20 protein-coding genes and 1 tRNA gene are annotated in these 23,253 nt (G+C 48.2%); 8 read left to right on the top strand and 13 right to left on the bottom strand.

Annotation, left to right across the window (positions count from 1 at the left end; all coding sequences use genetic code 11):
- Positions 1 to 89 precede the first annotated feature (89 nt).
- The 11 genes from nusA to QNJ26_17160 all read right to left on the bottom strand — a co-directional run bounded on the left by nusA (position 90) and on the right by QNJ26_17160 (position 10,210).
- Positions 90 to 1,670, bottom strand: a complete 1,581-nt coding sequence (gene nusA, locus QNJ26_17210; protein ID MDJ0987281.1) for a transcription termination factor NusA — start codon at positions 1,668 to 1,670, stop codon at positions 90 to 92.
- Positions 1,670 to 2,206, bottom strand: coding sequence for a ribosome maturation factor RimP (gene rimP, locus QNJ26_17205; GenBank protein MDJ0987280.1), 537 nt, complete (start codon positions 2,204 to 2,206; stop codon positions 1,670 to 1,672). Before rimP ends, nusA begins: the two co-directional genes overlap by 1 nt.
- 190 nt (positions 2,207 to 2,396) lie before the next feature.
- Positions 2,397 to 2,472 (bottom strand) — tRNA-Gly (locus QNJ26_17200).
- Between the two features lie 220 nt (positions 2,473 to 2,692).
- Entirely contained in the window at positions 2,693 to 3,037 is a 345-nt protein-coding gene (locus QNJ26_17195) for a MerR family transcriptional regulator (GenBank protein ID MDJ0987279.1), read from the bottom strand.
- A 28-nt stretch (positions 3,038 to 3,065) separates the two neighbouring features.
- A complete protein-coding gene (gene pheT / locus QNJ26_17190; protein MDJ0987278.1) occupies positions 3,066 to 5,486 on the bottom strand; it encodes a phenylalanine--tRNA ligase subunit beta in 2,421 nt (806 codons plus the stop codon).
- Positions 5,487 to 5,753: 267 nt separating this feature from the next.
- A complete protein-coding gene (gene pheS, locus QNJ26_17185) occupies positions 5,754 to 6,761 on the bottom strand; it encodes a phenylalanine--tRNA ligase subunit alpha (protein MDJ0987277.1) in 1,008 nt (335 codons plus the stop codon).
- 290 nt (positions 6,762 to 7,051) lie between these two features.
- Positions 7,052 to 7,402, bottom strand: a complete 351-nt coding sequence (gene rplT / locus QNJ26_17180) for a 50S ribosomal protein L20 (protein ID MDJ0987276.1) — start codon at positions 7,400 to 7,402, stop codon at positions 7,052 to 7,054.
- 362 nt (positions 7,403 to 7,764) lie between these two features.
- Positions 7,765 to 7,962, bottom strand: a complete 198-nt coding sequence (rpmI, locus tag QNJ26_17175; protein ID MDJ0987275.1) for a 50S ribosomal protein L35 — start codon at positions 7,960 to 7,962, stop codon at positions 7,765 to 7,767.
- Positions 7,963 to 8,113: 151 nt separating this feature from the next.
- Positions 8,114 to 8,653: a translation initiation factor IF-3 gene (gene infC / locus QNJ26_17170; GenBank protein MDJ0987274.1), complete on the bottom strand. Its 540-nt coding sequence runs from the start codon at positions 8,651 to 8,653 to the stop codon at positions 8,114 to 8,116.
- Between the two features lie 276 nt (positions 8,654 to 8,929).
- Positions 8,930 to 9,430 carry a nucleoside deaminase gene (locus QNJ26_17165; protein MDJ0987273.1) on the bottom strand — a complete coding sequence of 167 codons (501 nt, stop codon included), beginning with the start codon at positions 9,428 to 9,430 and terminating at the stop codon, positions 8,930 to 8,932.
- A gap of 228 nt (positions 9,431 to 9,658) precedes the next feature.
- Complete coding sequence (locus tag QNJ26_17160; protein MDJ0987272.1) at positions 9,659 to 10,210, bottom strand: type I restriction enzyme HsdR N-terminal domain-containing protein; 552 nt, start codon at positions 10,208 to 10,210, stop codon at positions 9,659 to 9,661.
- Positions 10,211 to 10,402: 192 nt separating this feature from the next.
- On the opposite strand from QNJ26_17160, the gene QNJ26_17155 reads away from it, so the two are divergent.
- The 3 genes from QNJ26_17155 to QNJ26_17145 all read left to right on the top strand — a co-directional run bounded on the left by QNJ26_17155 (position 10,403) and on the right by QNJ26_17145 (position 12,958).
- Complete coding sequence (locus QNJ26_17155; GenBank protein MDJ0987271.1) at positions 10,403 to 11,458, top strand: deoxyguanosinetriphosphate triphosphohydrolase; 1,056 nt, start codon at positions 10,403 to 10,405, stop codon at positions 11,456 to 11,458.
- A 22-nt stretch (positions 11,459 to 11,480) separates the two neighbouring features.
- The gene (locus QNJ26_17150) at positions 11,481 to 12,110 is read left to right on the top strand and encodes a hypothetical protein (protein MDJ0987270.1); all 630 of its coding nucleotides are present in this window, start codon (positions 11,481 to 11,483) and stop codon (positions 12,108 to 12,110) included.
- A 65-nt stretch (positions 12,111 to 12,175) separates the two neighbouring features.
- The gene (locus QNJ26_17145) at positions 12,176 to 12,958 is read left to right on the top strand and encodes a YkgJ family cysteine cluster protein (protein ID MDJ0987269.1); all 783 of its coding nucleotides are present in this window, start codon (positions 12,176 to 12,178) and stop codon (positions 12,956 to 12,958) included.
- A 134-nt stretch (positions 12,959 to 13,092) separates the two neighbouring features.
- On the opposite strand, the gene QNJ26_17140 is transcribed toward QNJ26_17145, so the two are convergent.
- Positions 13,093 to 13,908, bottom strand: a complete 816-nt coding sequence (locus tag QNJ26_17140; GenBank protein ID MDJ0987268.1) for an SDR family oxidoreductase — start codon at positions 13,906 to 13,908, stop codon at positions 13,093 to 13,095.
- A gap of 150 nt (positions 13,909 to 14,058) precedes the next feature.
- On the bottom strand, positions 14,059 to 14,784 hold the full coding sequence (locus QNJ26_17135) for a YkgJ family cysteine cluster protein (GenBank protein MDJ0987267.1): 726 nt from the start codon (positions 14,782 to 14,784) through the stop codon (positions 14,059 to 14,061).
- Between the two features lie 630 nt (positions 14,785 to 15,414).
- Here QNJ26_17135 and aprB point away from each other — a divergent pair.
- The 5 genes from aprB (at position 15,415) to qmoC (ending at position 23,191) form a co-directional block, all read left to right on the top strand.
- Complete coding sequence (aprB, locus tag QNJ26_17130; GenBank protein MDJ0987266.1) at positions 15,415 to 15,852, top strand: adenylyl-sulfate reductase subunit beta; 438 nt, start codon at positions 15,415 to 15,417, stop codon at positions 15,850 to 15,852.
- A 65-nt stretch (positions 15,853 to 15,917) separates the two neighbouring features.
- Complete coding sequence (gene aprA / locus QNJ26_17125) at positions 15,918 to 17,900, top strand: adenylyl-sulfate reductase subunit alpha (protein MDJ0987265.1); 1,983 nt, start codon at positions 15,918 to 15,920, stop codon at positions 17,898 to 17,900.
- Between the two features lie 411 nt (positions 17,901 to 18,311).
- Positions 18,312 to 19,589: a CoB--CoM heterodisulfide reductase iron-sulfur subunit A family protein gene (locus QNJ26_17120; GenBank protein ID MDJ0987264.1), complete on the top strand. Its 1,278-nt coding sequence runs from the start codon at positions 18,312 to 18,314 to the stop codon at positions 19,587 to 19,589.
- 14 nt (positions 19,590 to 19,603) lie between these two features.
- Positions 19,604 to 21,940, top strand: coding sequence for an FAD-dependent oxidoreductase (locus QNJ26_17115; GenBank protein MDJ0987263.1), 2,337 nt, complete (start codon positions 19,604 to 19,606; stop codon positions 21,938 to 21,940).
- Positions 21,941 to 22,033: 93 nt separating this feature from the next.
- Positions 22,034 to 23,191: a quinone-interacting membrane-bound oxidoreductase complex subunit QmoC gene (gene qmoC / locus QNJ26_17110; GenBank protein MDJ0987262.1), complete on the top strand. Its 1,158-nt coding sequence runs from the start codon at positions 22,034 to 22,036 to the stop codon at positions 23,189 to 23,191.
- The last annotated feature ends 62 nt before the right edge of the window (positions 23,192 to 23,253 follow it).

Genomic DNA, 23,253 nt, shown 5'->3' with positions numbered 1-23,253 from the left:
TATAGTTGTTGGTTCAGTAATCGATCCATTCACTATTAATGGATGTTCTTATTTCTTGACGATCCTCACTAACGATCTTTGGTATCCGTTTAAGCCTTATCGGTTTCTTCATCGGAGCGCTCAGTATCGCTGGCACTATCGGTCTCGGAAATTTCAGCTGCATTACCAGGCGTTTCGTCGACCTCCTCTGATGCGGACTGATTATCCTGTGCTTCAGCATCCAACGGCACTTCGTCGCTGGAATCGTTGGTTTCGCTTGTATCCGTTTGGTTGACTGCTTCGGCTTCCCTATTGGCTGCTTCTTCAGCTTGCTCGCTCTCCTCAACAGGCGCCTGGTTAGCAGCATCGGCTTCATCGCTCTCGGTCGCATCTATTTCGGCGGTGTCCGCATCGTTGCTTACGGTGTCCTCTTCCAGTTCTTCAGCTTGCTCGGTTTCTTCGACAGCTTTTTGAGCGGCGGCAATCAATTTTTTGGCCGTTTCTTCTCCGATCCCCCTGATCTGAATCAAATCTTCCGGCGTAGCATTGCCGACCTCTTCGGCTGAATAAAAGCCTAATTCATAGAGCGCATCCGCCATACTGATGCCAACGCCCGGCAAAGCAACCAGTGAATCATATCCGCTTTGCATAGCAATCGTGTATTTGGTTTCACTTTTGACATCCAAATTCCAACTGGTCAATTTTGACGCCAATCGGACATTCTGTCCTTTTTTGCCGATGGCAATCGACAAAAACTCATCCGGCACAATGACCTCCATGGTCTGATTGGCTTCATCGATAATTACCCTGGAGATTTCAGCTGGCGCCAGCGCATTGCATACGAATTTGGCCGGATCGACATGCCAAGGGATGATATCGATTTTTTCACCTCTTAGCTCCTGGACGACATTTTGGACGCGGCTGCCTTTCATGCCGACACAGGCGCCGACGGGGTCGATATCTGAGTTATTGGAGGCCACTGCAATTTTGGCGCGGATGCCCGGCTCACGAGCTGCTCCCATAATGGTTACGATTGATTCCCTGATTTCAGGCACTTCAGTGCGAAACAGATGAATCAGAAAATTCGGATGGGTCCGCGACAGAATGATCTGTGGTCCGCGAGATTCATGCAGGACATCTAAAATGTATGCCCGGATGCGGTCTCCGCGTCGATAGGATTCTCTGGGAACCTGCTCGCGAACGTGAACGATACCTTCAGTGTGCCCCAAGTTGACAATGATGTCCCCTCGATCAATACGCTGCACAATACCGTTGATGGTTTCACCTTTGCGATCAACAAAACTGGAATAAACAGCATCTTTTTCGGCATCTTTCATCTTCTGGATAATGACTTGCTTGGCCGACTGCGCCGCTATACGGCCGAAGGTGCTGGTGTCCATTTTTGTGCCCAGGCTGTCTCCGATTTCACATCCCGGATCCAGCTTGCGGCCTTCTTCCAGACTGATTTCAAGGGCCGGTTCAGTCACGACTTCAGCAACATCCTTGAATTGAAAAACTTCAATCTCTCCGGAATCTTCATTATATTGGACCTCTATATCCATTTTGTTGCCGAATTTTTTCCGCGCGGCAGATTTTAATGCCTCTTCCAGGGCTTTGATCAACACTTTTCGTTCGATACCCTTATCCCGGCTGACCTGTTCAACAACACGTTTGATATCTGAAATTTGCATCAGATTTCTCCATCAGCATCGACAAGCCGCGCTTTGGCGATATAACCAAACGGGATGTCGACGGTTTTTTCATTAAATAACAATTTTATTTGTTCAGCAGATGTTCCCACAATAACACCGGTAAAGTTCCTTTGTTCATTAATCGGCAGCTGTGTCTTTATCTTCGCCTTGCGGCCTTTAAAACGCTCATAATCCTTTAACTTAGACAGAGGCCGCTCCGGTCCTGGTGATGTCACTTCCAATGTGTAAGGTCCGATATCATCAAGCTTCACATCGAGCAGATCATTTAACTGGCGACTGACATTGACACAATCGTCGAGGCTGACGCCTGCAGGTTGGTCAATATACAAGCGTAAGATCCTGCCACCGGATTCGCGCTGAAATTCGATGTGCACCAGCTCTAAACCCTCGCTGTCACAAAGCGGTTCGGCCAATGCCCCTATCTGCTTGATGATCTCTTTCTCGTTTTTGGGCCCGAATGACCTGTTCCGGTTGTCCGATTTTTTTTTCTTAAATTTACGCTGTTTCGTTTTCACCGAATCTATTTAGCTTAGCCTGAAAAAACAAAAAACGGGCTGACGCCCGTTTCCTTAACTCCAGGTAGACCTTTGCCTTTGCGCGGTAAAAGTTATCAGTTCATGACACCGACCATAAGGTAATAGTTAATTCCATCTCACAGTCCCTAAAAAGTCCTACCCTCGCCAACTAAAAGGAAACGAACCAAACTGGAGCGGGCAACGAGATTCGAACTCGCGACACCAAGCTTGGGAAGCTTGTACTCTACCAGCTGAGCTATGCCCGCTCTTCACCTTAAATGATTATGACAAAATCGGGCCGTTGTCAATATAATTCAATAAATATGAAACGGTTTACTTGGAATGAGGGCCGGTTTGAGGTAATACAGTTTAAAGCCAACCTCGAAAACACGAAATTGAGAAAGCGCGAAATTTTTTTATTTTTCGTGCTTTCGTGGTAAATTCGTTGCTTTCAGATTTTAGCGAAAAAACATTCAGAGCTCGAATTCAGTCGAGCATATCCCTGATGGATTTGAGTTCTGCATGCAAATCCGCCAGCAAGTGCTTTTCGGCTGCCTCATTTTTGCGCGATCTGACAGATAAATGCTGTCGGGCGCCCTGAATGGTAAACTTTTTCTCGTAAAGCAGTGTTTTGATTTTTAAAATCAGCTCGATATCAGCCCGGGAATACAATCGCTGACCTGCGGCGGTTCGTTTCGGTCGAATCCGAGAAAATTCACTTTCCCAAAATCGTAAAACATAAGCGGGGATTTGGGCTATTTTGCTGACTTCGCCAATCCTGAAATAAAGTTTGTCGGGTATGTCCATAGGCGTTGATTTTTGATCTTGCATTTTTAAGACCCTGTAAGGATTGTTGCGATCAGGTCGGTAAACTGGCATTAAATGTCTCAACCAACCTATCCGCAATTGATTGATGGATGGGCGTTACATCTTCGTCTTCAAGTGTTTTGTGAGCTGACCGATAGGTCACTCGCAGCGATACACTTTTATTGCCCGGAGCAATAGGAGCTCCCTCGAATACACTTAGCAAGTCGATGTCTTCCACCAGCTCATGTGGCTGTTTCCCGGCGGTGCTGACAATTTCTTGGGCTTCAAGTGCCTTGTCTACGATGATGGTGATGTCCCTGAAAACAGCCGGAAATTTGGGAATCGGTCTGGAAACTGTTGAATCCTTAAGCAGTGGTATCAGATGGTCGAAGTTGAGCTCAAATAAAAATGCTGTTTGCTCCAAGTCGAAAGTGGCAAGCACCCGCGGATGAATTTGCCCCACCAACCCCAACGGGATCTGGTTGCACAAGATTTGCGCGCTGTAGCCGGGTTGGGTATAGCTGCATTCATTATCAGACAGTCGACTGAACCGGACATCATCGATCTGCAGTGCGTTTAAAAAGCGTTCGACGACACCCTTGATGTCATAAAAATCACAGGCTGTCTCCTGACCATGCCAGGACGCATCATAACGGGATCCGGTCCACAGCCCGGCGACCATCTCCGTTTCTGTCGGTAGCTGTTGCGAATCTTTATGGATAAAAATTTTGCCAATTTCAAAAATTTTTAAATTTTTGATCTGCTGGGCCAAATTATAATGTGTGGTTTGCAACAATCCGGGCACCAAAGAGGTGCGCATGGCGGCCTGATCTTCGGTCAGCGGGTTCAAAATATGCACGAGCTTTCGGCGCGGATCAGCGTCAGCCACTCTCAAATGGTCACCCGATTGGAGATGGGCAAAACTGTAGTTAACCGTTTCGCGGAAACCAAACCCTTCCATAAGCTGACGGGCCCGGTTGCGCAATTGGATCTCTTTTGTAGATGATCGCCCGGTGGCTGGCATTTGCGGAAATGTCGTTGGAATATTGTTATACCCGTATAGACGGGCGACTTCCTCCATCAGGTCCTCGGGTCTTGAAATATCCACCCGGAAAGTCGGAGAGGTCACCTTGAGGGTATCTTTTTCAGTATCGCTGGGCTTTACCGCAAATTCTATGGACTTGAGAAGTTTTTCAATTTGCCTGCGTTGCAGACGTGTTCCCAACAAGCGGTTGGTCTTTTTGGTGCTGAGCTTCAGACTTTTGACAGTCTGTCGATTTGGATATTCGTCGATCAAACCAGAGATAATTTTTGCGCCACTGACTTCAGCCATCAGCTTGGCGGCCCGGTTGGCCGCCGCAATGGTTCCCCCCGGATCAACCCCGCGTTCGAAGCGATAAGAAGCGTCAGTACTCAGACCAAGCTGTTTTGATGTCCGACGAACACTGACCGAATTAAAATAGGCACTTTCCAGCAATACCCGGGTGGTATCGTTTTCAATCTCGGAATTGAGACCTCCCATGACCCCGCCGATGGCCACCGGTTTTTCGCCGTCACAGATCATCAGCATTTCTGCGTCCAGCAGACGCTCTTTTTGATCCAAGGTAATAAAAGTTTCGCCTTTGTTGGCGGTTCGCACCACAATTCTGTTTTGCGCCAGACGGTCAAAATCAAAGGCATGCAACGGCTGACCGGTTTCCATCAAAATAAAATTGGTCACATCCACGATATTATTAATCGGTCGCAGTCCAACAGATAAAAGTCGCTGCTGTAGCCAAAAGGGGGATGGTTTTATTTGAATATCCGCAAGTAAGCGGGCGGCATAGCGCGGGCAGTGGTCCGGTGCTTCAATTTGTATGGATGTTAGTTGGGATATGCGGTCGTCGGCATCATTGAGTTGAAAATCCGGATACCTCAGACGACTGTTTTGAATGGCTGCGATCTCGCGCGCCACGCCGAGGACACTCAGACAATCGGGGCGATTGGGGGTGATTTCGATTTCAAAAACGGTATCTGTCAGTTCCAGGGCGGAGGCCAACGGGTCGCCGACCGACAGCTTTGGGTCAAGCTGCATAATGCCGCTGCGATCCTCCCCCAGTCCCAGTTCACCTTCACTGCAAAGCATGCCCTCGGATGTTTGTCCACGGATAACGCTCAGTTCTAAAATAAAACCTTCCGGAAATTCGGTGCCCGGCAGTGCAATCGGTGATAACATTCCGAGCTCAGCATTGGGCGCGCCGCAGACGACCGTAACTTTTCCGCGACCGGTATCAACCCGACACAGGTGCAGTTTGTCCGCATTGGGATGCGGTTCGATCGCTTCAATTCGACCGACAAAGACCGTATCCAGATAACGGTAGCGTTCGGATACCGACTCAATTTCGAGTCCAACCATCGTCAGTGCATCCGCCAATTCCGACGGTGCCATTTTGATGCCTACATAATCATTGAGCCAGCTGAGACTAACTTTCATTTATTCAGTTCCTAAAAGAAGGGTCAAGACATCATCTAATGTCCGATAGCTGTGTTACCCAGGATAAATGGATTACACATCTATTTTTTATGAACACTAAGGTGTGCATCAAACCGATTCGAAATGCTCGAATACTAATCCGCCTGAGGCGGACTTAACTTTCGAATCGGTTTGCGCCTTGCTATCGAACATATTCTAATACCTTGAACCCGCTTTTGAGATTATTTTCTAAAACTTCTATTCCAGATTGTATGTTGTACGTTTTGTTTAATATTGGGATAGGAACCGCACATCATTTTCAAAAAATTTGCGGATGTCATCTATTCCGAATTTAAGCATGGCGATGCGGTCCACACCCATCCCGAAGGCAAAACCGGTATAGCGGTCGGCATCATATCCTACATTTTCATACAGGGCCGGATGAACCATTCCAGAACCGAGAATTTCCAGCCAGCCGGTTCGAGAACATACGCGACAACCTTTGCCCCGACACATCACACACAAAATATCGACCTCGGCACTGGGCTCGGTGAAAGGAAAGAATCCCGGCCGAAAACGCAGGCTTGTTTGCTCGTCAAACATCTGATGGACAAAGGCGGTCAGTGTGCCTTTCAGATCCCCGAATGATACATTCTCATCCACCAACAAGCCTTCCACCTGGTGAAACATAGGTGTGTGGGTCAAATCCGAATCGCAACGATAGACCTTGCCAGGCATGATGATCCGTACCGGTGGTTGCTGTTTTTCCATGGTGCGAATTTGAAGCGGAGATGTATGCGTCCTCAGAACAATATCATCGGAAACAAAAAAGGTGTCTTGCATGTCCCGGGCCGGATGATCTTTGGGAAAATTGAGGGCCTCAAAATTATAATAATCCAACTCAACCTCCGGCCCTTCAGCGATGTCAAATCCCATTTGGGTAAAAATGTCGCAGATGCGCTGATTGATTTGGGTAATCGGATGCGTTGAGCCGGACGGTGCCGGTCGGCCGGGCAATGAAACATCAATGCCAGCCTCGGCGGCTTTAGCGGTGCTTTCAAGCTTTTGGGCGGTCTCTTTACAGGCCTTCTCCAGCAGATGTTTAACCTGGTTTGCCTGCTGGCCGGCTGATGGGCGCTGTTCGGCGGGTAGGTTTGAAATGTTCCTTAAGAACTGAGTGATAACCCCTTTGCGTCCCAGATAACGGACGCGAATATCCTCAACTGCCTGGCGGTCTGTTGCCGTGTTAAGCCCGTCCAGGGCTTCCTGATAAATTTGATCAATGGAGTTATCCATTTTCAAAATTTGAAACGATCAATCATGGTTTAACCTGAAGTTTGCACGGGCCAGAGGTTTTTATGTGCGAGGCATTTAAGGGCGAGGTTATAGTTAACTATACCTCGGTCTTAATAACACAGCACATGAAAGCCTCTGGCTCGCCGCGTTGTTTTTAGGGTGAAAATTAATGAGATAAAATGATTTTTCTCCATGTAATAACCGGTATAAGCGACTACTTTACCGTTTTGTTTCTCATGCTACCAGCCAAAAGAATGGCAAGTTCTCATTAATTTTCATGCAAATTCAGGTTAAAGTTTTTGTGCAGCCAATTCCGCAATTTTAGTAAAACCGGCCGGATCCGTAATGGCCAGGTCAGCCAGAACTTTGCGATCCAGATCAACGTTTGCCAGTTTGAGACCGTGCATAAATTTGCTGTATGACAGCTTGTTCATCCTCGCGGCTGCATTAATACGCGCTATCCAGAGCCTGCGAAAGTCGCGCTTACGTTGGCGCCGGTCGCGATAGGCGTACATTAGGGATTTATCCACCGCGTCTGCGGCTGTGCGAAACAATTTGCTGCGACCACCGCGAAATCCTTTGGCTAATTTTAAAACTTTTTTCCGTCTTTTTCTGGCTTTGAAGCCGCGTTTGATTCTCATTTTATCCTCTCTATCGATAAATCATAAAAGCTATCGTCAAACTATTAACTTTTATAAAAAAGTAAAGTGGTTTTATAAGCCGCTCCCATGTTCGAGAGCCCCGCCCAGGTAACGGCGGGATTTCACATCTTGATCCTAAACATTAAGGTGTTCAACGAGGCGCCTAATCACTTTCACTGAAGTGAACCTGAAACACAAATTCTCTGATATTGGTTTAATTTCTAATTTATAAATGAGGGCTTTTTTCGGTGAGCAAGGCCGCACAAGGTTTTTTGCCTTCGGCGTACTTGAAGTACGTTGAAGGCGGAAAATCGCGGAGAACGAAGCTCATCGGGAAAAGAGCCATTTAGAAATTAGAAATTTTAGCCGTTGGGTAGCAATAATTTTATGGCCTTAGCATTGGTTCTGTCAACGATTCTGCCTTTGCGCAAAGAGCGTTTTCGTTTGGTCGTTTTTTTGGTCAATAAATGACTGGCAAAGGACTTATTATAAACGATTTTTCCGGTGCCGGTTTTGCGGAAGCGTTTGGCGGCAGCGCGATTGGTTTTTATCTTAGGCATCTAGGACACTCCTTTGGTCTTACTATTTTAAAAATAGATGGCGTGAGCAATCACACATCTCGGCTCACGCCACCCTGAGAAATATTCAGTTGGATATAGGGGCAACGCCCTTTACGGGTCGTATTTAGAACACTTTTGATATAAGATCAAGCTATTTCGGTGCCAGAACCATGACCAGGATTCGACCTTCAAATTTGGGCTCCTGCTCTATCATGGCAATTTCTTCGGTTTCATCAATTATTTTTTGAAGCACCGTTCTTCCCAGCTCTGAAAGTGTTATTTCGCGCCCTCTGAAGATAACACTGACTTTGACCTTATCTTTTTTGCCAATGAATTTTTTTATATGGCCGATTTTAACCTGCAGGTCATGCTCACCGGTTTTGGGGCGAACCTTTATCTCCTTGAGCTGAAAAGTACTTTGTTTTTTCTTGGCCTCATGTTTCTTTTTGGTTTGCTCGTAACGATAGCGGCCATAGTCCATTATTTTACAGACCGGGGGATTCGCATTCGGTGATACTTCAACCAGATCCAGGCCTGCTTCAGCTGCAGCTTCAAGGGCTTCTTTGGTTGGTATGATACCGACTTGGTTGCCTTCAGAGTCAATCAATCTGACTTCTTTTGCTCGAATTCTTTGATTAATGTTTGCTTTGTTCGTGCGTCTGGGTCTCTGAAATCTTCTGGGAACAGCTATGCGTGCACCTCCTCATCTATGGTTTCATTTGGGATGACGCCAGGTTGCAGTCAACACAGAATGGCACAAATCCCCATTCTTATTCAGGTTGGCAATCAGCCTGCCTTTATACCCGCTGGGTCATCTACATATTAAGTTTTAAATTCCTTCAAATCCAGTATTTTTAAAATCTCCAATATATAACAACATTAAGAAATGCAAGAAAAAAATGCAAGAAAAACGTGCTGTGATTAAGTTGAAATGTTGATCAAAATAACCCCATTTGCAAAGCGGTTTTCATTGGTCCAGGGTATAGGCGGCCAGGAAGCTGTCTTTTAAATAGGTATGTTCGGTTTGTGAAAAATAGGATTTCAATAATTCAAGACTGTCACTTCTCAATATGCCGGATATAATTTCGATCTGATTTTCTTTATACAATGGCGGCAGAGGGGCACAATCGCAACGGGTGCCCCCGCCCATCGCATCTTCATAGGCATAAACAATCCTGCCAATGCCGCTGATGACCAGTGCTCCAAAACACATCAGGCAGGGCTCGAGGGTTGAAAACACCGAGACCTCTTTCATATTTACGTTTCGATCCAGGCGACTCAGCTCTCGCAGGGCCATCATTTCGGCATGATCGACTTCATTAACGCTATCTCCGGTGGTGCCTTCCCGGGCGCCGGTCACCAGGATGTTGTTACCCAGCGCCATGACGCATCCGACGGGAAACTCGCCGTTTGACAGCGCCATGCGAGCCTGCTCCAATGCTTTGTTCATATAGAATTCGTCATCCATCAAGACATCCTTATGCTTGTGTGCCGGTTTTCAGTTCTTAGATCTTATCAAATAGTTGGTTTCAGGTTTCAGGTGTCGGGTGTCAGGCCTTCGGCAGCTATCTTCAAGTTCTTGCTACTCAGATGAGGTAACGGTTGCATGTTTTCGATGTTTCCTGACACCTGAAACCTAATAAAGCAACATTAGTGACTACTCCGGTTAAAAAATCATAACGAGTGACATGGGCATCTACAACCGACAGATATCCTCATCACATTCGCAGCTGTCATCAACTTCATAACAATAAAGGATTCTGGACTCCATTTCGGCTCGGTGTTTTGTTATCGATTCAAAGGTCTTGCCGGCCAGACGCTGTGTTAATTCCCGTTTAGAGGGGATCGCATCCAGACCCGAGTCGATGACGTCACCAGATGGCCCGCTGATGATTTCAGCATCCTGACCGTTGGTCATAACAACCACCGGAACCTGATACGGAGCAATCAGCCGCGATACGGCCAGTGCCGATCGCCGACGGGTGACTAAGGATCCGGGTGCATACTTGACGACCATCAAGATCTGTCCTGCTAGAGTGATGATAAAATCAACTTTCAAAACCGCCTTTTTGTCATCGGCTTGAGCCACCAATGCTTTGCGGGGCTCGATATCTGTTTTGGCATACCCATTTTGCTCGACAAGTCGGCGTGCGATATCCTGACGGTGGCGCTCGTCGTGAGTATCTTTTAAGACCTCGCCGGAGATATAATCGACCAGTTCGCCCAGTATGAGGTGATGACCTTCCATAGTTTATGCCTGACCCGATCTCAATATGGAAGCTATTGTTTCCAGTTAACAGGTAAATTAAATATTCCTTTACAAACCACTATACAGATATTTATATTAGCTTTTTGCTTAAAATTTCAAGGGTTCAAAGACAACTTGGCGAAATTATCAAATTCGCAGATCTTAAACGCCAAACCTTTTAAGGGTTTTTATATGTCCATTCGCGAAGAATATGAGCGCCGCGAGGAAAAATTCATGGCTCCTTTCGGGTGTTTGAGCTCCGATTCAAAGGGACGTGCTGTTGACGAAAAATCCTGCTCGGTTCGAACCGCATTTCAGCTGGATCGGGATCGAATTGTGTTTTCGAATGCCTTTCGACGCTTAAAGCATAAAACACAGGTTTTTCTGGCACCTTTGGGTGATGATTACCGCACCCGGCTGACGCATACGCTGGAAGTATCACAGATGGCAAGGGTTATGGCCCGAGCATTGTTTTTAAACGAGGATCTGGTTGAAGCCATCGCTTTAGGGCATGATCTTGGCCACACGCCTTTCGGTCATAGCGGTGAAACGGTTTTAAGAGAGATATATTCAGCTGATTTTTCCCACAATGTTCAGAGTCTGCGGGTGGTGGAGGTTCTTGAAAACAACGGAAAAGGGTTGAATCTCACATATGAGGTTCGCGATGGTATTTTAAAGCATTCCAAGGGGTACGGAAAGATACTGCCCGATGACCCGGACAAGATGGCCATTACGTATGAAGGTCGCATTGTCCGCATAGCCGATATTATGGCTTATCTAAACCATGATCTGGAGGATGCCATTCGCAGCGGTGTTATCCGCTCCGAACAGGTGCCGGGGATCTGCATGGATACGCTGGGCCGCACGCATTCCCAGAGGGCGGAAACCATGATTCGAGGGCTGATCACTTCCAGCAAGGCCCACAATGGAGAGCTGCATCTAAAGATAGATGATAAGATCTATGCCGCCATGACAGCATTGAGGCAATTTCTTTATGAAAACGTTTACCGCTCCCCGCAGGTGCATCAGGATTTTGAAAAAGCCAAAAAAATGCTGTCCGATCTGTACGCCTATTTTTTGGAACATGAGGAGATGCTCCGTCAAAAATTAAGCGAATTGCAGATGCTGGGGGGCAACAACAACAATCAGAGCAAAGAGCGCACCGTTTGTGACTTGATTGCCAGCATGACTGACCGCTACGCCATGAACCTTTATCAGAGTATATTTTTTCCATCTCCCGTCGTTTAGAACCCAGATATCTATGAAAGTAATGAACTTATCTCATGGAATAGAGCGTATTGAAGCCCCTGATCTGGCTGTTTTTATTCAACGGCTGCAGCAGATCTATGCCAGCATGGACGATGCTTATAACCGAGCGGCCAAACAATACGGCTTTACCTGCGATGGATGCCAGGACAATTGCTGCCGGACGCGGTTTTATCATCACACCGTCATTGAGGTTGCCTATCTAAAACAAGGCCTGATGACCCTCAAGGCCGATGTCGACGAACAGGTAAAACAGCGGGCTTTAACCGTGATTGATGCGATTGAAAAAGCCCACGACAACCCGGCAGCGATTAGAATGATGTGCCCCCTTAATGTTGATACGCGCTGTATCCTGTATTCTTATCGCCCCATGATTTGCCGCCTGCATGGACTCCCCCACGAGCTGCGAAAACCCGGTCAGCCAAACATTATGGGCCCGGGCTGCAGCACTTTTGGCGAGCGCTGTGGTCACCAGCGTTATGTTGGGTTTGATCGTACACCCGTCTATCGTGAGATGGCTAAACTTGAGCAGGATGTCAGGCGCTCAATGGACTTCACAACAAAAATTAAAATGTCGATAGCGCAAATGATTGTCTTGCATGCAAATGGCGCGGGGACTGGGGCACGGGGATAAGAGTTTGCGATTAAATGATTCCTTTCTCCATGCACCGGGCACTATGGGCCATGTGAGTCGCAAATATGAAGTATATCGATATAGATAAAAAAGATGATCTGCCGGGCAGACAGATTGACGAGAAGGATACGTTTTCATTTCGCTGCTATCCGGAAATTGGCTGTTTTAACCGCTGCTGCCGAAATTTAAACTTGTTTTTGTATCCTTACGACGTGTTGCGGTTAAAAAATTTTTTAAAAATTTCCTCGGATGAATTTTTAGAGCAGCACGTGGATGCCGTCCTGTGCCCGGGCAATTTTTTCCCGGAAGTGCTGCTGCGGATGTCTGAAGACCAGGAGAAAACCTGTCCTTTTCTGACGAATTACGGCTGCTCGGTTTATGCCGACCGCCCGGACACCTGCCGCTCCTTTCCCATCGAGCAGGGCGTTCAGTATGATGCCACCCGCAAAAAAGATACCCCGATCTTTTTTTACCGGCCGCCGGAATTTTGCCTGGGGCAGCACGAGGATGACCAGTGGGATGTTGCCAGCTGGGCCGAGGATCAGGATGCCCAGAGCTATCAACGGATGACAATCCGCTGGGCGCAATTTAAGCGACTGTTTATAGATGATCCCTGGGGTGTTGATGGACCGGAAGGATCCCGCGCCAAAATGGCATTTATGGCCACCTATAATATTGACCGCTTTCGTGAATTTGTCCTTAACAGCAGCTTTTTGCAGCGTTACAAGGTTAAATCCGCACTGCTTAAAAAAATAAAAACAGATGATGTGGCGCTGCTTAAATTCGGCATGGATTGGGTGCAGCTTTTTTTGTGGGGCATTAAAACCAAAAAAATCAGATTGCGTTAGAGACGACCTAAAAAAAATTAAAGGAATTCTATCGTTTTTATTTTTTCTCACGCAAAGCCGCCAAGTCGCAAAGAAAAAATCACTAATAGAAAAACTCTTGGCGTCTTTGCGCCTTTGCGAGAGGTTTATTGCTTTTAAAGGACGCCCTTGGGCATATCGGGCACGACCTCACCGCCGAGAATGTAGCCGCCATCAAGCCGTATAACGCTGCCGGTCATAAATGGGGCATCTGTGATGATAAAATTGACGGCCTTAACGACATCCTCAATGACGCCGGTACGCGCTAAAAGCGTGTGATCGATAATCGCTTTTTTTTGATCGGCTGTGAGCAACCCCCAGCCTCTGGTTTGCCGGGCGTGCCGGGTTTCAACAAAGCCGAGCATGATTTCATTAACCCGCACCTGTGGGGCACCCATGCGTGCCCAGGTCTCGGTTAGCAAAGACACGCCACGGTTGGCGGCAGCGTAGCCCTCGTTAAAGACCATGCCGGCAGGACCGGACCGACCGACAACACCGGCGATGGAAGACAGATTGATAACAACCGCATCGCCGCTGGCTTTTAAATGCGGCAGGGCAGTATCAAATACCCAGCGTTTGGCGCGCAAGGTGGTCTCCATTTCCAGATCCCATTGCTGCTGCTGATAAGGTCCATGCACCACCGGCCAGCCGCCGCGCTCAATATTGTTGATTAAAATATCCAGGCGTCCGAAACGTTCGATTACCGCATCAATCATTGCGGGTATGGCTGCGGTTTCAAGCAGGTTGGTCTTCAAGATGAGGTGATCGCTGCCTTCAGCGGTCAAATTCTTTTTCAACGCTGGCAGCTCTTCTTCCCAGTCAAAGTAGGTTAAGGCGACCTTCACCCCGGCCTGTGCCAGGGACAGAGCGATACCTTTACCGATACCCTTGATGGCGCCCAGCACTAAAGCCACTTTGTTCTGAAGTTCCATTTCGTCCACCGTGTTTATTTTATGTTTGTTAGGTGTCAGGTGTTACATATGTTTAATTAGTTTGATTTGTTTTATTGGTTCGGTTTTAACCAACCAATTCAACCAATGAAACAAATCAAACTAATGTAAAAAATCCTTGAACCTCTGAACCTATGAGTTGAACAACGCCTGCTTAACATAGGCCATGCCGATTTCCAGCAAGGCCGTATCATCGGTCCTGGCCGAAGCCAGTTTTTGCGGGTCCGCCTCAATCTGATCTAAAAGTTTGTTTTTAAATATCTGGGTTCTGAATCGGTCCAGATCGTAAAGCGCCATATAAAACAGCCGGCGGGATTTTAGATCCAGCCGGCCCGGCCGCAGCTGGTTTTTCAGACGGATGATATCCAGCATCTGATCATTGAAATGGTTGTAAATGGCAATTTCCTGGTCGTCTGTCCATTGCCTCGCGGTCTGCGATTTAGAGGCTTTAAAGCCCAAACAATGCAGCTCTTTAATCAACACGAAATGTTCGGTGACTTTTCCGGTTTCACGATTGCTGGCGATGGCCCGCGCCAGCGGATAAGTGCGGCAGGATGCGGGACGATCCGGATAGACATGGCATCCTTTGGGGGTAACAAACGGGCATATCCGCCGGTGCTCATCTGAGGCTTTCAGTGTCACCATTGGCAGCCCGGATTCGGGCCCGATGTGCTGGACTGTGTAGCGCTCCAGAAATTCACTGGACGATATTTCCAGTCCTTTTTTGAGGCGTAAGATATCGTAAGGGTATAAAAATTGATTCAAGTTCCGGCAGCATTCATTAAAACAAGCCACTTCAGGAGAACAAGCAAACCGGAATTTTCCGTCCGGCGGTATGGGATACAGGTGGTCGTCCAAAATATTCTTAACCTCCAATCTTATAGCATTAGCTTTCAGGTGTCAGATATCATCTGGGATCTTTTTTCCTCTGTTTAATTGGTTTGATTGGTTAAATTTGTTCAATTGGTTCGGTTTAAGCCAACCAATTCAACCAATTAAACAAACAAAACTAATTTAACATTTTCCCAAACCCCTGAACCTTGCGATATCAGGTTTCAACAGTGTATCAAAGGAATTTCTGATTTGAATTTTTTTTCAGCTGGATTTAGGGAAGCGAATACAACATATAGTAATAGATTAACCGGCCAAATACAGCCGATAGAAGTTACGAACATTGTCTCATAACTGTCTGAAATTTTGGTTTTTGCGGGGCCAAAAACCCTTGACAAGGTAAAAGTTCAATGATATGTTTTCCCCTTTGGACAAACTGTATCTTGCTGATTTTATAGGAAATATTTACTGCCTTTGGCCGTAAAAATCCCTGATTTTTCTCAAATATTAACCGGTGGGTACCGGTTCAACCGATAAATAGCCCATTAAATTCAATAAAAACTTAGCTATATGAAGGGAGGTGCAACCACGTAATTCTTCTTGACGGTTAAAGTTTGCCACAATTACTTACCACATTAATTTTAGGAGGTATGATAAATGCCAAGTTATGTAATAGACGAAAAATGTGATGGATGCAAAGGCGGGGACAAAACTGCCTGCATGTACATTTGTCCGAATGACCTGATGGTTCTTGAACCCAACGAGATGAAGGCTTATAACCAGGAGCCGGATCAGTGCTGGGAATGCTTCTCATGCGTCAAGATCTGCCCCACCCAGGCAATTGAAGTCAGAGGCTATGCCGACTTTGTTCCCCTGGGAAGCAGTGTTATGCCGATGCTGGGAACCGAAGATGTTATGTGGACCTGCAAGTTCCGTAACGGAACCATCAAACGCTTTAAGTTCCCCATCCGGACCACTCCCGAAGGACAGGCCAATGCGTATGCAGAGCTGAAAGGCAAGGATCTGGAAAGCGGCTTGCTGTCAACCGAAGAAGCCGACGGCTATACCCTTCCGACGCCACAAGCAACTGTCTAACGACGCGTGGTTAGTTAAATTAAAGTAAATGATCAATTAGCACTATAAATCAAGGAGGATAAGATATGGCATTACCGAATAAACCATTGGGGGAACTCAAAGCTGTAAGGGACCCTGAAGTTGAGGAGCGTGAAGTTGATATTTTGATCGTCGGTGGCGGTATGGCTGCCTGCGGCTCTGCTTTTGAAGCTAAAAAATGGATGTCTGATGACCAGAGCGTTCTGCTGGTGGATAAAGCGGCTTTGGAAAGAAGCGGCGCCGTTGCCCAGGGCCTTTCGGCCATCAACACCTATATCGGCGAAAACACGCCTGATGATTATGTGCGCATGGTCCGCAACGACCTGATGGGCATCGTGCGCGAAGACCTGATATTTGATCTGGGCTGCCACGTGGATGACTCCGTGCATCTGTTTGAAGAGTGGGGCCTGCCGATCTGGAAAAAAACCGAAGACGGCAAAAACCTGGATGGTAAAAAAGGCCAGAAATTGGGCACCCTGAAAGCGGGCGCCACGCCGGTGCGTACGGGCAAATGGCAGATCATGATCAACGGCGAATCTTACAAACGCATCGTGGCCGAAGCAGCCAAGCTGGCCATTGGTGAAGAAAATATTCTGGAAAGGGTCTTCATCGTTGAGTTGCTGCTGGATGCCAACAAAGAAAATCAAATCGCCGGTGCGGTGGGTTTCTCCGTGCGCGAAAACAAAGTCTTCATCATCAAATGCAAGACGATGATGGTAGCCTGCGGCGGGGCTGTCAATATTTATCAGCCGCGCTCAGTGGGTGAAGGAAAGGGCCGCGCCTGGTATCCGGTCTGGAATTCCGGTTCCACCTACACCCTGTGCATGAAAGTCGGCGCCGAGCTGTCCATGATGGAAAACCGTTTCACCCCGGCCCGTTTTAAAGACGGTTACGGCCCGGTGGGGGCCTGGTTCCTGCTGTTCAAGGCCAAAACCCTCAACGGTCTGGGCGAAGCCTTTGCCGGCAGCGATGCCGCCAAAGCCGAGCTGGAAAAATATGCGCCTTATGGAACCGCAGCCATTACACCGACCTGTCTGCGAAACCACCTGATGCTTTTTGAGATGAAAGAGGGCCGCGGGCCCATTATCATGGATACCGTTACCGCTCTGGCCGAGCTCGGCAAGACCATGGACAAAAAAGAGCTCAAGCATCTTGAATCCGAAGCCTGGGAAGATTTCTTGGATATGACTTGCGGGCAGGCCAATCTGTGGTGCGCCACCAATACCGAGCCTGAAAAGAAAAATTCTGAAGTTATGCCCACCGAGCCTTATCTGCTCGGATCCCACTCCGGTTGCTGCGGTCTGTGGACCTCCGGCCCGGATTTTGACTGGGTACCGGATGCATACAAGATCAAAGCTGCCAATGGTAAGGTTTACAACCGTATGACCACAGTAGATGGCCTGTTCACCGCCGGTGACGGCGTGGGCTGCTCCGGTCATAAATTCTCCTCCGGTTCCCATGCCGAAGGTCGAATGGCTGTCAAAGAAATGGTCCGCTATGCCAAAGACCACGCCGATTATTCCCCGGCCATCAGCCAGTCAGCTGACGAGCTGGTCGACATTGTCTACAAACCCGTACGCCATTATCTGGATAATTGTGCCTACACCACCGACGATGACATCAATCCCGAATACATCAAACCCAACGGCATGATGTATCGTATGATGAAGGCCACCCACGAGTATGGTGCCGGAACCTCCACTTACTACCAGACGACCTCCAAGAACCTTGAGATCGTCATGGATCTGCTGGCCACCATGCGGGAAGATAACGAAAAACTGGCTGCCGGTGATCTGCATGAACTGATGAGAGCCTGGGAGATTCAGCACCGCATCTGGACGGTTGAATCGCACCTGCGTCACATTCAGTTCCGTAAAGAGACCCGTTATCCGGGCTTTTACTATCAAGCCGATTATCCGGGCCAGGATGACGAAAATTGGTTCTGCTTTGTCAATTCCAAGTTTGATCCCAAAGAGCAGAAATGGGATGTCTTCAAGAAAGATTATGTCAAGATCATTCCGGATGCCTAATGGATCAGCTCAGAAGTAGACGAATCAATAATAATTAACCAACAGATGCCTCCAGGTGTCATCTGACACCTGGAGGTTTTTGTTGTTGGCGCTCGTGTGGCATTAATGCAATGCGAGAGGCTGACAGCATTTCTCTTTACTTCACACTTCATTAATAGGTTTCAGTGTTCAGGTGTCAGGTGTCAGTGAACAGATGTCGGAGAACAGAAAACAGAGGACAGATAAAGCGTCTCCATTACAAATTTTTCAATCTGTCTTCTGTCGTCTGACCTCTGTCTTCTGAAGACTGATACCTGACACCTGACACCTGAAAGTTAACATCAAATTGGGACACACAGAGAAGAAATTGGAGTTTATGTGGTGAAGGTTTGCCACACATAATCGAACTTTACTAAAAGTGCGGAGGGAAGTATGACTGACGAAAAAGCAGCTCCGGCAAGCGGAAGCATATTAGTCGTTGGCGGCGGTATCAGCGGTCTGACCACGGCAATTGAAGCTGCCGAAGTGGGGTATGAGGTGTTCCTGGTCGAGAAAAATCCGTATCTGGGAGGAAGGGTCGCACAGCTGAATCAATATTTTCCCAAGTTGTGCCCGCCCACCTGCGGCCTGGAAATTAATTACAGACGGATTAAAGATAATCCCCGAATCAAGGTTTTGACGTTGGCGGAAGTCGAATCGGTTTCCGGCGATGCGGGCAATTATGAAGTGGCCGTCAAAGTCAATCCCCGGTATGTAAATGAGAACTGTACCTGCTGTAATGCCTGTACCGAAGCCTGTCAGGCGGAAATCGACAGCGAATACGATTTCGGGATGCAAAAGATTAAAGGCGCATATTTGCCGTTTGAGATGGCCTTTCCGGCCCGGTATGTGGTGGCGCCGGAGATCATCGGCACCTCCGATGCCGCCCGGGTTCAGGAAGCCTGCAAGTATGATGCGATCGATCTTGAAATGGAAGCCAAAACCCTGAATTTGAACGTCGGCGCCATTGTGTGGTCCACCGGCTGGCAGCCTTATGATGCCGCCCAGATCGACAATCTGGGTTTCGGCGAATATCCGAACATCGTCACCAATATGATGATGGAAAGGCTGGCCGCGCCTAACGGGCCCACCCAGGGCAAAATTCTGCGCCCCTCGGACAACAAAGAGCCCAAAAGTGTTGCCTTTGTCCAGTGCGCGGGCTCCCGGGATGAAAATCATCTGCCTTACTGTTCCTATATTTGCTGCATGGCATCTTTAAAGCAGGCCACCTATGTGCGCGAGCGCTATCCGGATGCCAAGATATACATTTTCTATATCGATTTGCGGACCCCGGGTTATCGTTATGAACGCTTTTATGAATCGATTAAGGAGGATGAAAACATCTTTTTGATCAAGGGCAAAGTGGCCGAGGTCAGTGCGGACGCGGGTAACCAAAATGTAACCGTAGTGGCCGAAAATGCGGTAACTGGTGAAAAAGTCCATCAGGAAGTGGAGATGGTCGTTCTGGCCACCGGAATGCAGCCGACAGTGGCCGCTGGCAAACTTCCGGCTGATTTAATCTACAATGATGATGGATTTATCGTCAATGATTTCGAAAAGGGCGGTATGTTTGCAGCTGGCTGCGCCAATAAACCGGCTGACGTGGTTTCATCCAACCAAAATGCTACCGGAATGGCCCTTAAGGCGATTCAAACCCTGGTGAGCAGATAGGAGGAAAGTTAGACATGGATAAAAAATACGGTGTATATATCTGCGAAGGTTGTGGGATCGGAGACGCCATCGATATTGAAAAGCTGGGCGATGTCGCCAAGGAGGAAGGTCTCGCGGTTAAAACCTGCCCGATATTATGCGGTCAGACCGGGGTTGAACTCCTTAAAAAGGATATTGCCGATGAAGGCGTCAACACGCTGGTCATTGCCGCCTGTTCCCGTCGGGTGCTGTACGATGTTTTCCGTTTTGACGGCTGCATCGTGGATCGGGTCAACCTCAGAGAAGGGGTGGTTTGGACCCATCCGCGATCGAAATATCCGGCTCCCACCGAAGAACAAAAAGACGATGAAAATTTCGTCGATCACGTTCAACTGTTGGCTGAAGACTATTTAAAGATGGGTATGGCGCGGGTTGAAAAAATAGAGCTGCCTGAGCCTTATCTGCTGGAGGCGCTGAATAAAAAGATCCTGGTGATCGGCGGTGGTATAACGGGCATCTCCGCGGCTATCGATGCCGCCAAAATCGGGTATGAGGTCACTATCGTTGAGAAAGAAGCGTCTTTAGGTGGCAATGCCAACCGTTGGCGAAAACAGCTACCCGGCGCATATCCCTATGAGAATTTGATCCCACCGGCGATCGAATCAAAAATCGAGGAACTGGGCCAGTATGCCAACATCACCGTCAAAACCGAGACCGTGGTCGGCCGCATCGCCGGGGAACCGGGTGATTTTTTAGTAACCCTTAAAAAGCCAGGTGATAGGACCGAATTCGACGTTCCGTTCCCCCTGCCGGATGAGATGAAGGTCGATGAGAAGGGCCAGGAACTGGATGCCGAAAAAATGCACGAAGCCTTTATGGAATACAACAAGGGCAAGCAGGACATTTTGCAGCTGGATCCCAATGGCGAAAAATTCGGAGCTGTCATTCTGGCGGCCGGCTGGCGCCCGTATGAACCGGAAGATGATGAATTTGCCCATCTGGGCTATGGCCAGATGGCCGATGTGGTCACCAACCACCAGTTTGAAGAGATTGCCGCTGCCGGTAAAATTGTGCGGCCGTCAGACGGCAAAGAGGCCAAATCCGTTGTATTCATTCAGAGCCCCGGTCAGGGAGACGACAAAGACTTTGGTTATGCCGGTGCGGTGACCAGCCTGGTGGCGCTCAAACAGGCCAAGTATCTGCGCGAAGATTATGAAGACGCCAAATCCTATGTCTTTTACCAGCATATGCGTGCCGTGGGTTTGACGGAAAACTTTTACAAAAACATTCAGCAGGATCCGGGAATCTTTTTAACCAAAGGAGAGGTCACCAGCGTTTCGCAAAACGGTGGCGGTCTCATTGTTGAAGCCGACAATACCCTGCTGGGTGAAAAGGTTCAGGTCAAAGCCGATATAGTGGTGCTGGGAACCGGTATGGTTCCGGTAACCGCCGATGACCCGGTGATCAATCTGGCTTACCGCCAGGGACCCGGATTTCGTGATAACGCACTCTTTGACGAGTATGCGGATTCCAATTTTATCTGTTTCCCTTACGAAACGCAGCGAACCGGTATTTACGCCGCCGGGGCCATTCGGCGCAGTATGACCACCGAAGAAGCCGTAGAGGATGCCAGCGGAGCGGCCTTGAAAGCGATTCAATGTCTGGAATCGGTCAACCGCGGTGTTTCGGTTCATCCGCGATCAGGCGATATGACCTTTCCCGACTTTTTCTTTCAGCGCTGCACCCAGTGCAAACGCTGCACTGAAGAATGTCCCTTCGGCGCCATCGATGACGATGAAAAGGGAACGCCCAAGCCGAATCCGGCACGCTGCCGTCGCTGCGGCACCTGTATGGGCTGCTGCCCGGAGCGCATTATCAACTTTTCCGATTACAGCATTGACAGCATCGGATCGATGGTCAAAGCTATTGGCGTGCCATCTGAAGACGATTATGAGGAGCCGCCGTTGCGTATCCTCGGGCTAATCTGTGAAAATGATGCTTACCCGGCCCTGGATATTGCGGCGCTCAACCGGCTCTCATATTCAGCCGATGTGCGCTTCATACCGGTACGGTGTCTGGGATCGGTTAATGTGATCTGGATTAAGGACGCGCTGGCCCAGGGTATGGACGGTGTGTTTCTGCTGGGCTGCAAACACGGTGACGACTACCAGTGTCATTTCGTCAAGGGCAGTGAGTTGGCCGAAATCCGCATGAAGAAAATCGGCGATGCCCTGTCGAGCCTGGCGCTTGAAGAAGAACGCGTGGCCCAATTCCAGGTGGCCATCGATGAATATGACAAGCTTCCGCAGATCATTGATGATTTTGTGGCCTCTGTTGAGGAAATGGGTCCGAACCCCTTTAAGGGATTCTAATATTTGATGATGTTCGATTGAAAATGCTTCAATCGGGTTTAAACAATTTTTATAGGGTACAATCAATTTTCAATTGGTTGAGGAGGTAAGAATATGGCTGAACCTTATGTTATCGAGCCTGATTTGGAATTTATTAAAGAAGTTGGCGCCTTGGGGGGCGAAGACCTCAAAAAATGCTATCAATGCGCAACCTGTTCGGTGGCCTGCGCCATCTCGCCGGATAACAAACCGTTTCCCCGCAAAGAAATGATAGCCGCTTCGTGGGGCTTAAAAGACAAGCTGGTGGGCAATTCAGATATCTGGTTGTGCCACAACTGTGGCGATTGTTCTACCCGTTGTCCGCGTGAGGCCAAGCCGGCGGATGTTCTGGCTGCGGTGCGATCCTATGCGATCGAGGAGTATGCGCAACCGAAAATACTTGCCAAAGCCTTGAAAGATCCCAAGAAACTGCCGATCCTGCTGGCCATTCCCGCACTTTTATTCCTGGTTGTGGGTACCATCACCGGGTTGTTGGATTTCACACCGGATATGAGCGAAGGCATCAAACATTGGAAATTTTTCTCAACCTGGCTGGTGGACATGACAATGCTGCCGGCAGCCATTTTTGCCGTGGCGGTTTTTGCATTGGGTCTCAAACGGTTTTTGGGTGATTTGCATCAAAATGCGCTGGTTGAAGGTAAAACCAATAAAGAAACCATCGAGGTTCGCGGATTTATCGAATCGTTGATCAAGGTTATTCCGACCATTCTGTTCCATCGCAAATTTTCGGACTGTACTGAAAATAGGAATCGCGAAATTGCTCACTTTCTGACATTATGGGGTTTTATCGGGCTGTTTATCGTGACCAATATTTTCTTTGTCGTCATGTATGGGTCCTATTTGCTTCCCAGCGGCCCGCTGCATGGCCCCTGGTCCCAGATGAATCCGGTCAAATGGCTGGCAAACATCAGCGGTATCGCCCTGATTGTCGGAACCAGCTTGCTGATCAAAAATCGCCTTGCCAAAAAAGATCAGGTTTCCAAATATTTTGATTGGTATCTGGTTTACCTTGCCTTTGGGCTGGGTGTCACCGGCATGGGCGCCCAACTGACCCGGCTGGCCGACTGGGCCTTTATTTCCTTTGCCACTTATTTTGTGCATCTGATTTTGGTGTGGGCCCTGTTTGCCTATCTGCCGTTTTCAAAGCTGGCCCATCTGGTTTACCGGACGGTGGCGATGGCGTATAATGAATACGCTGGAAGAAACTTCTAAGAGATAAGCTTAAAACACAAATTGAAAGGGGATTGCTGTAAAGCATCCCCTTTTTTGTTGGT

Source organism: Desulfobacterales bacterium (assembly GCA_030066985.1).
Taxonomy (GTDB): domain Bacteria; phylum Desulfobacterota; class Desulfobacteria; order Desulfobacterales; family JAHEIW01; genus JAHEIW01.
Note: the sequence above shows the minus strand (reverse complement) of the source record. Positions and strands in the feature narration are given on the sequence as shown.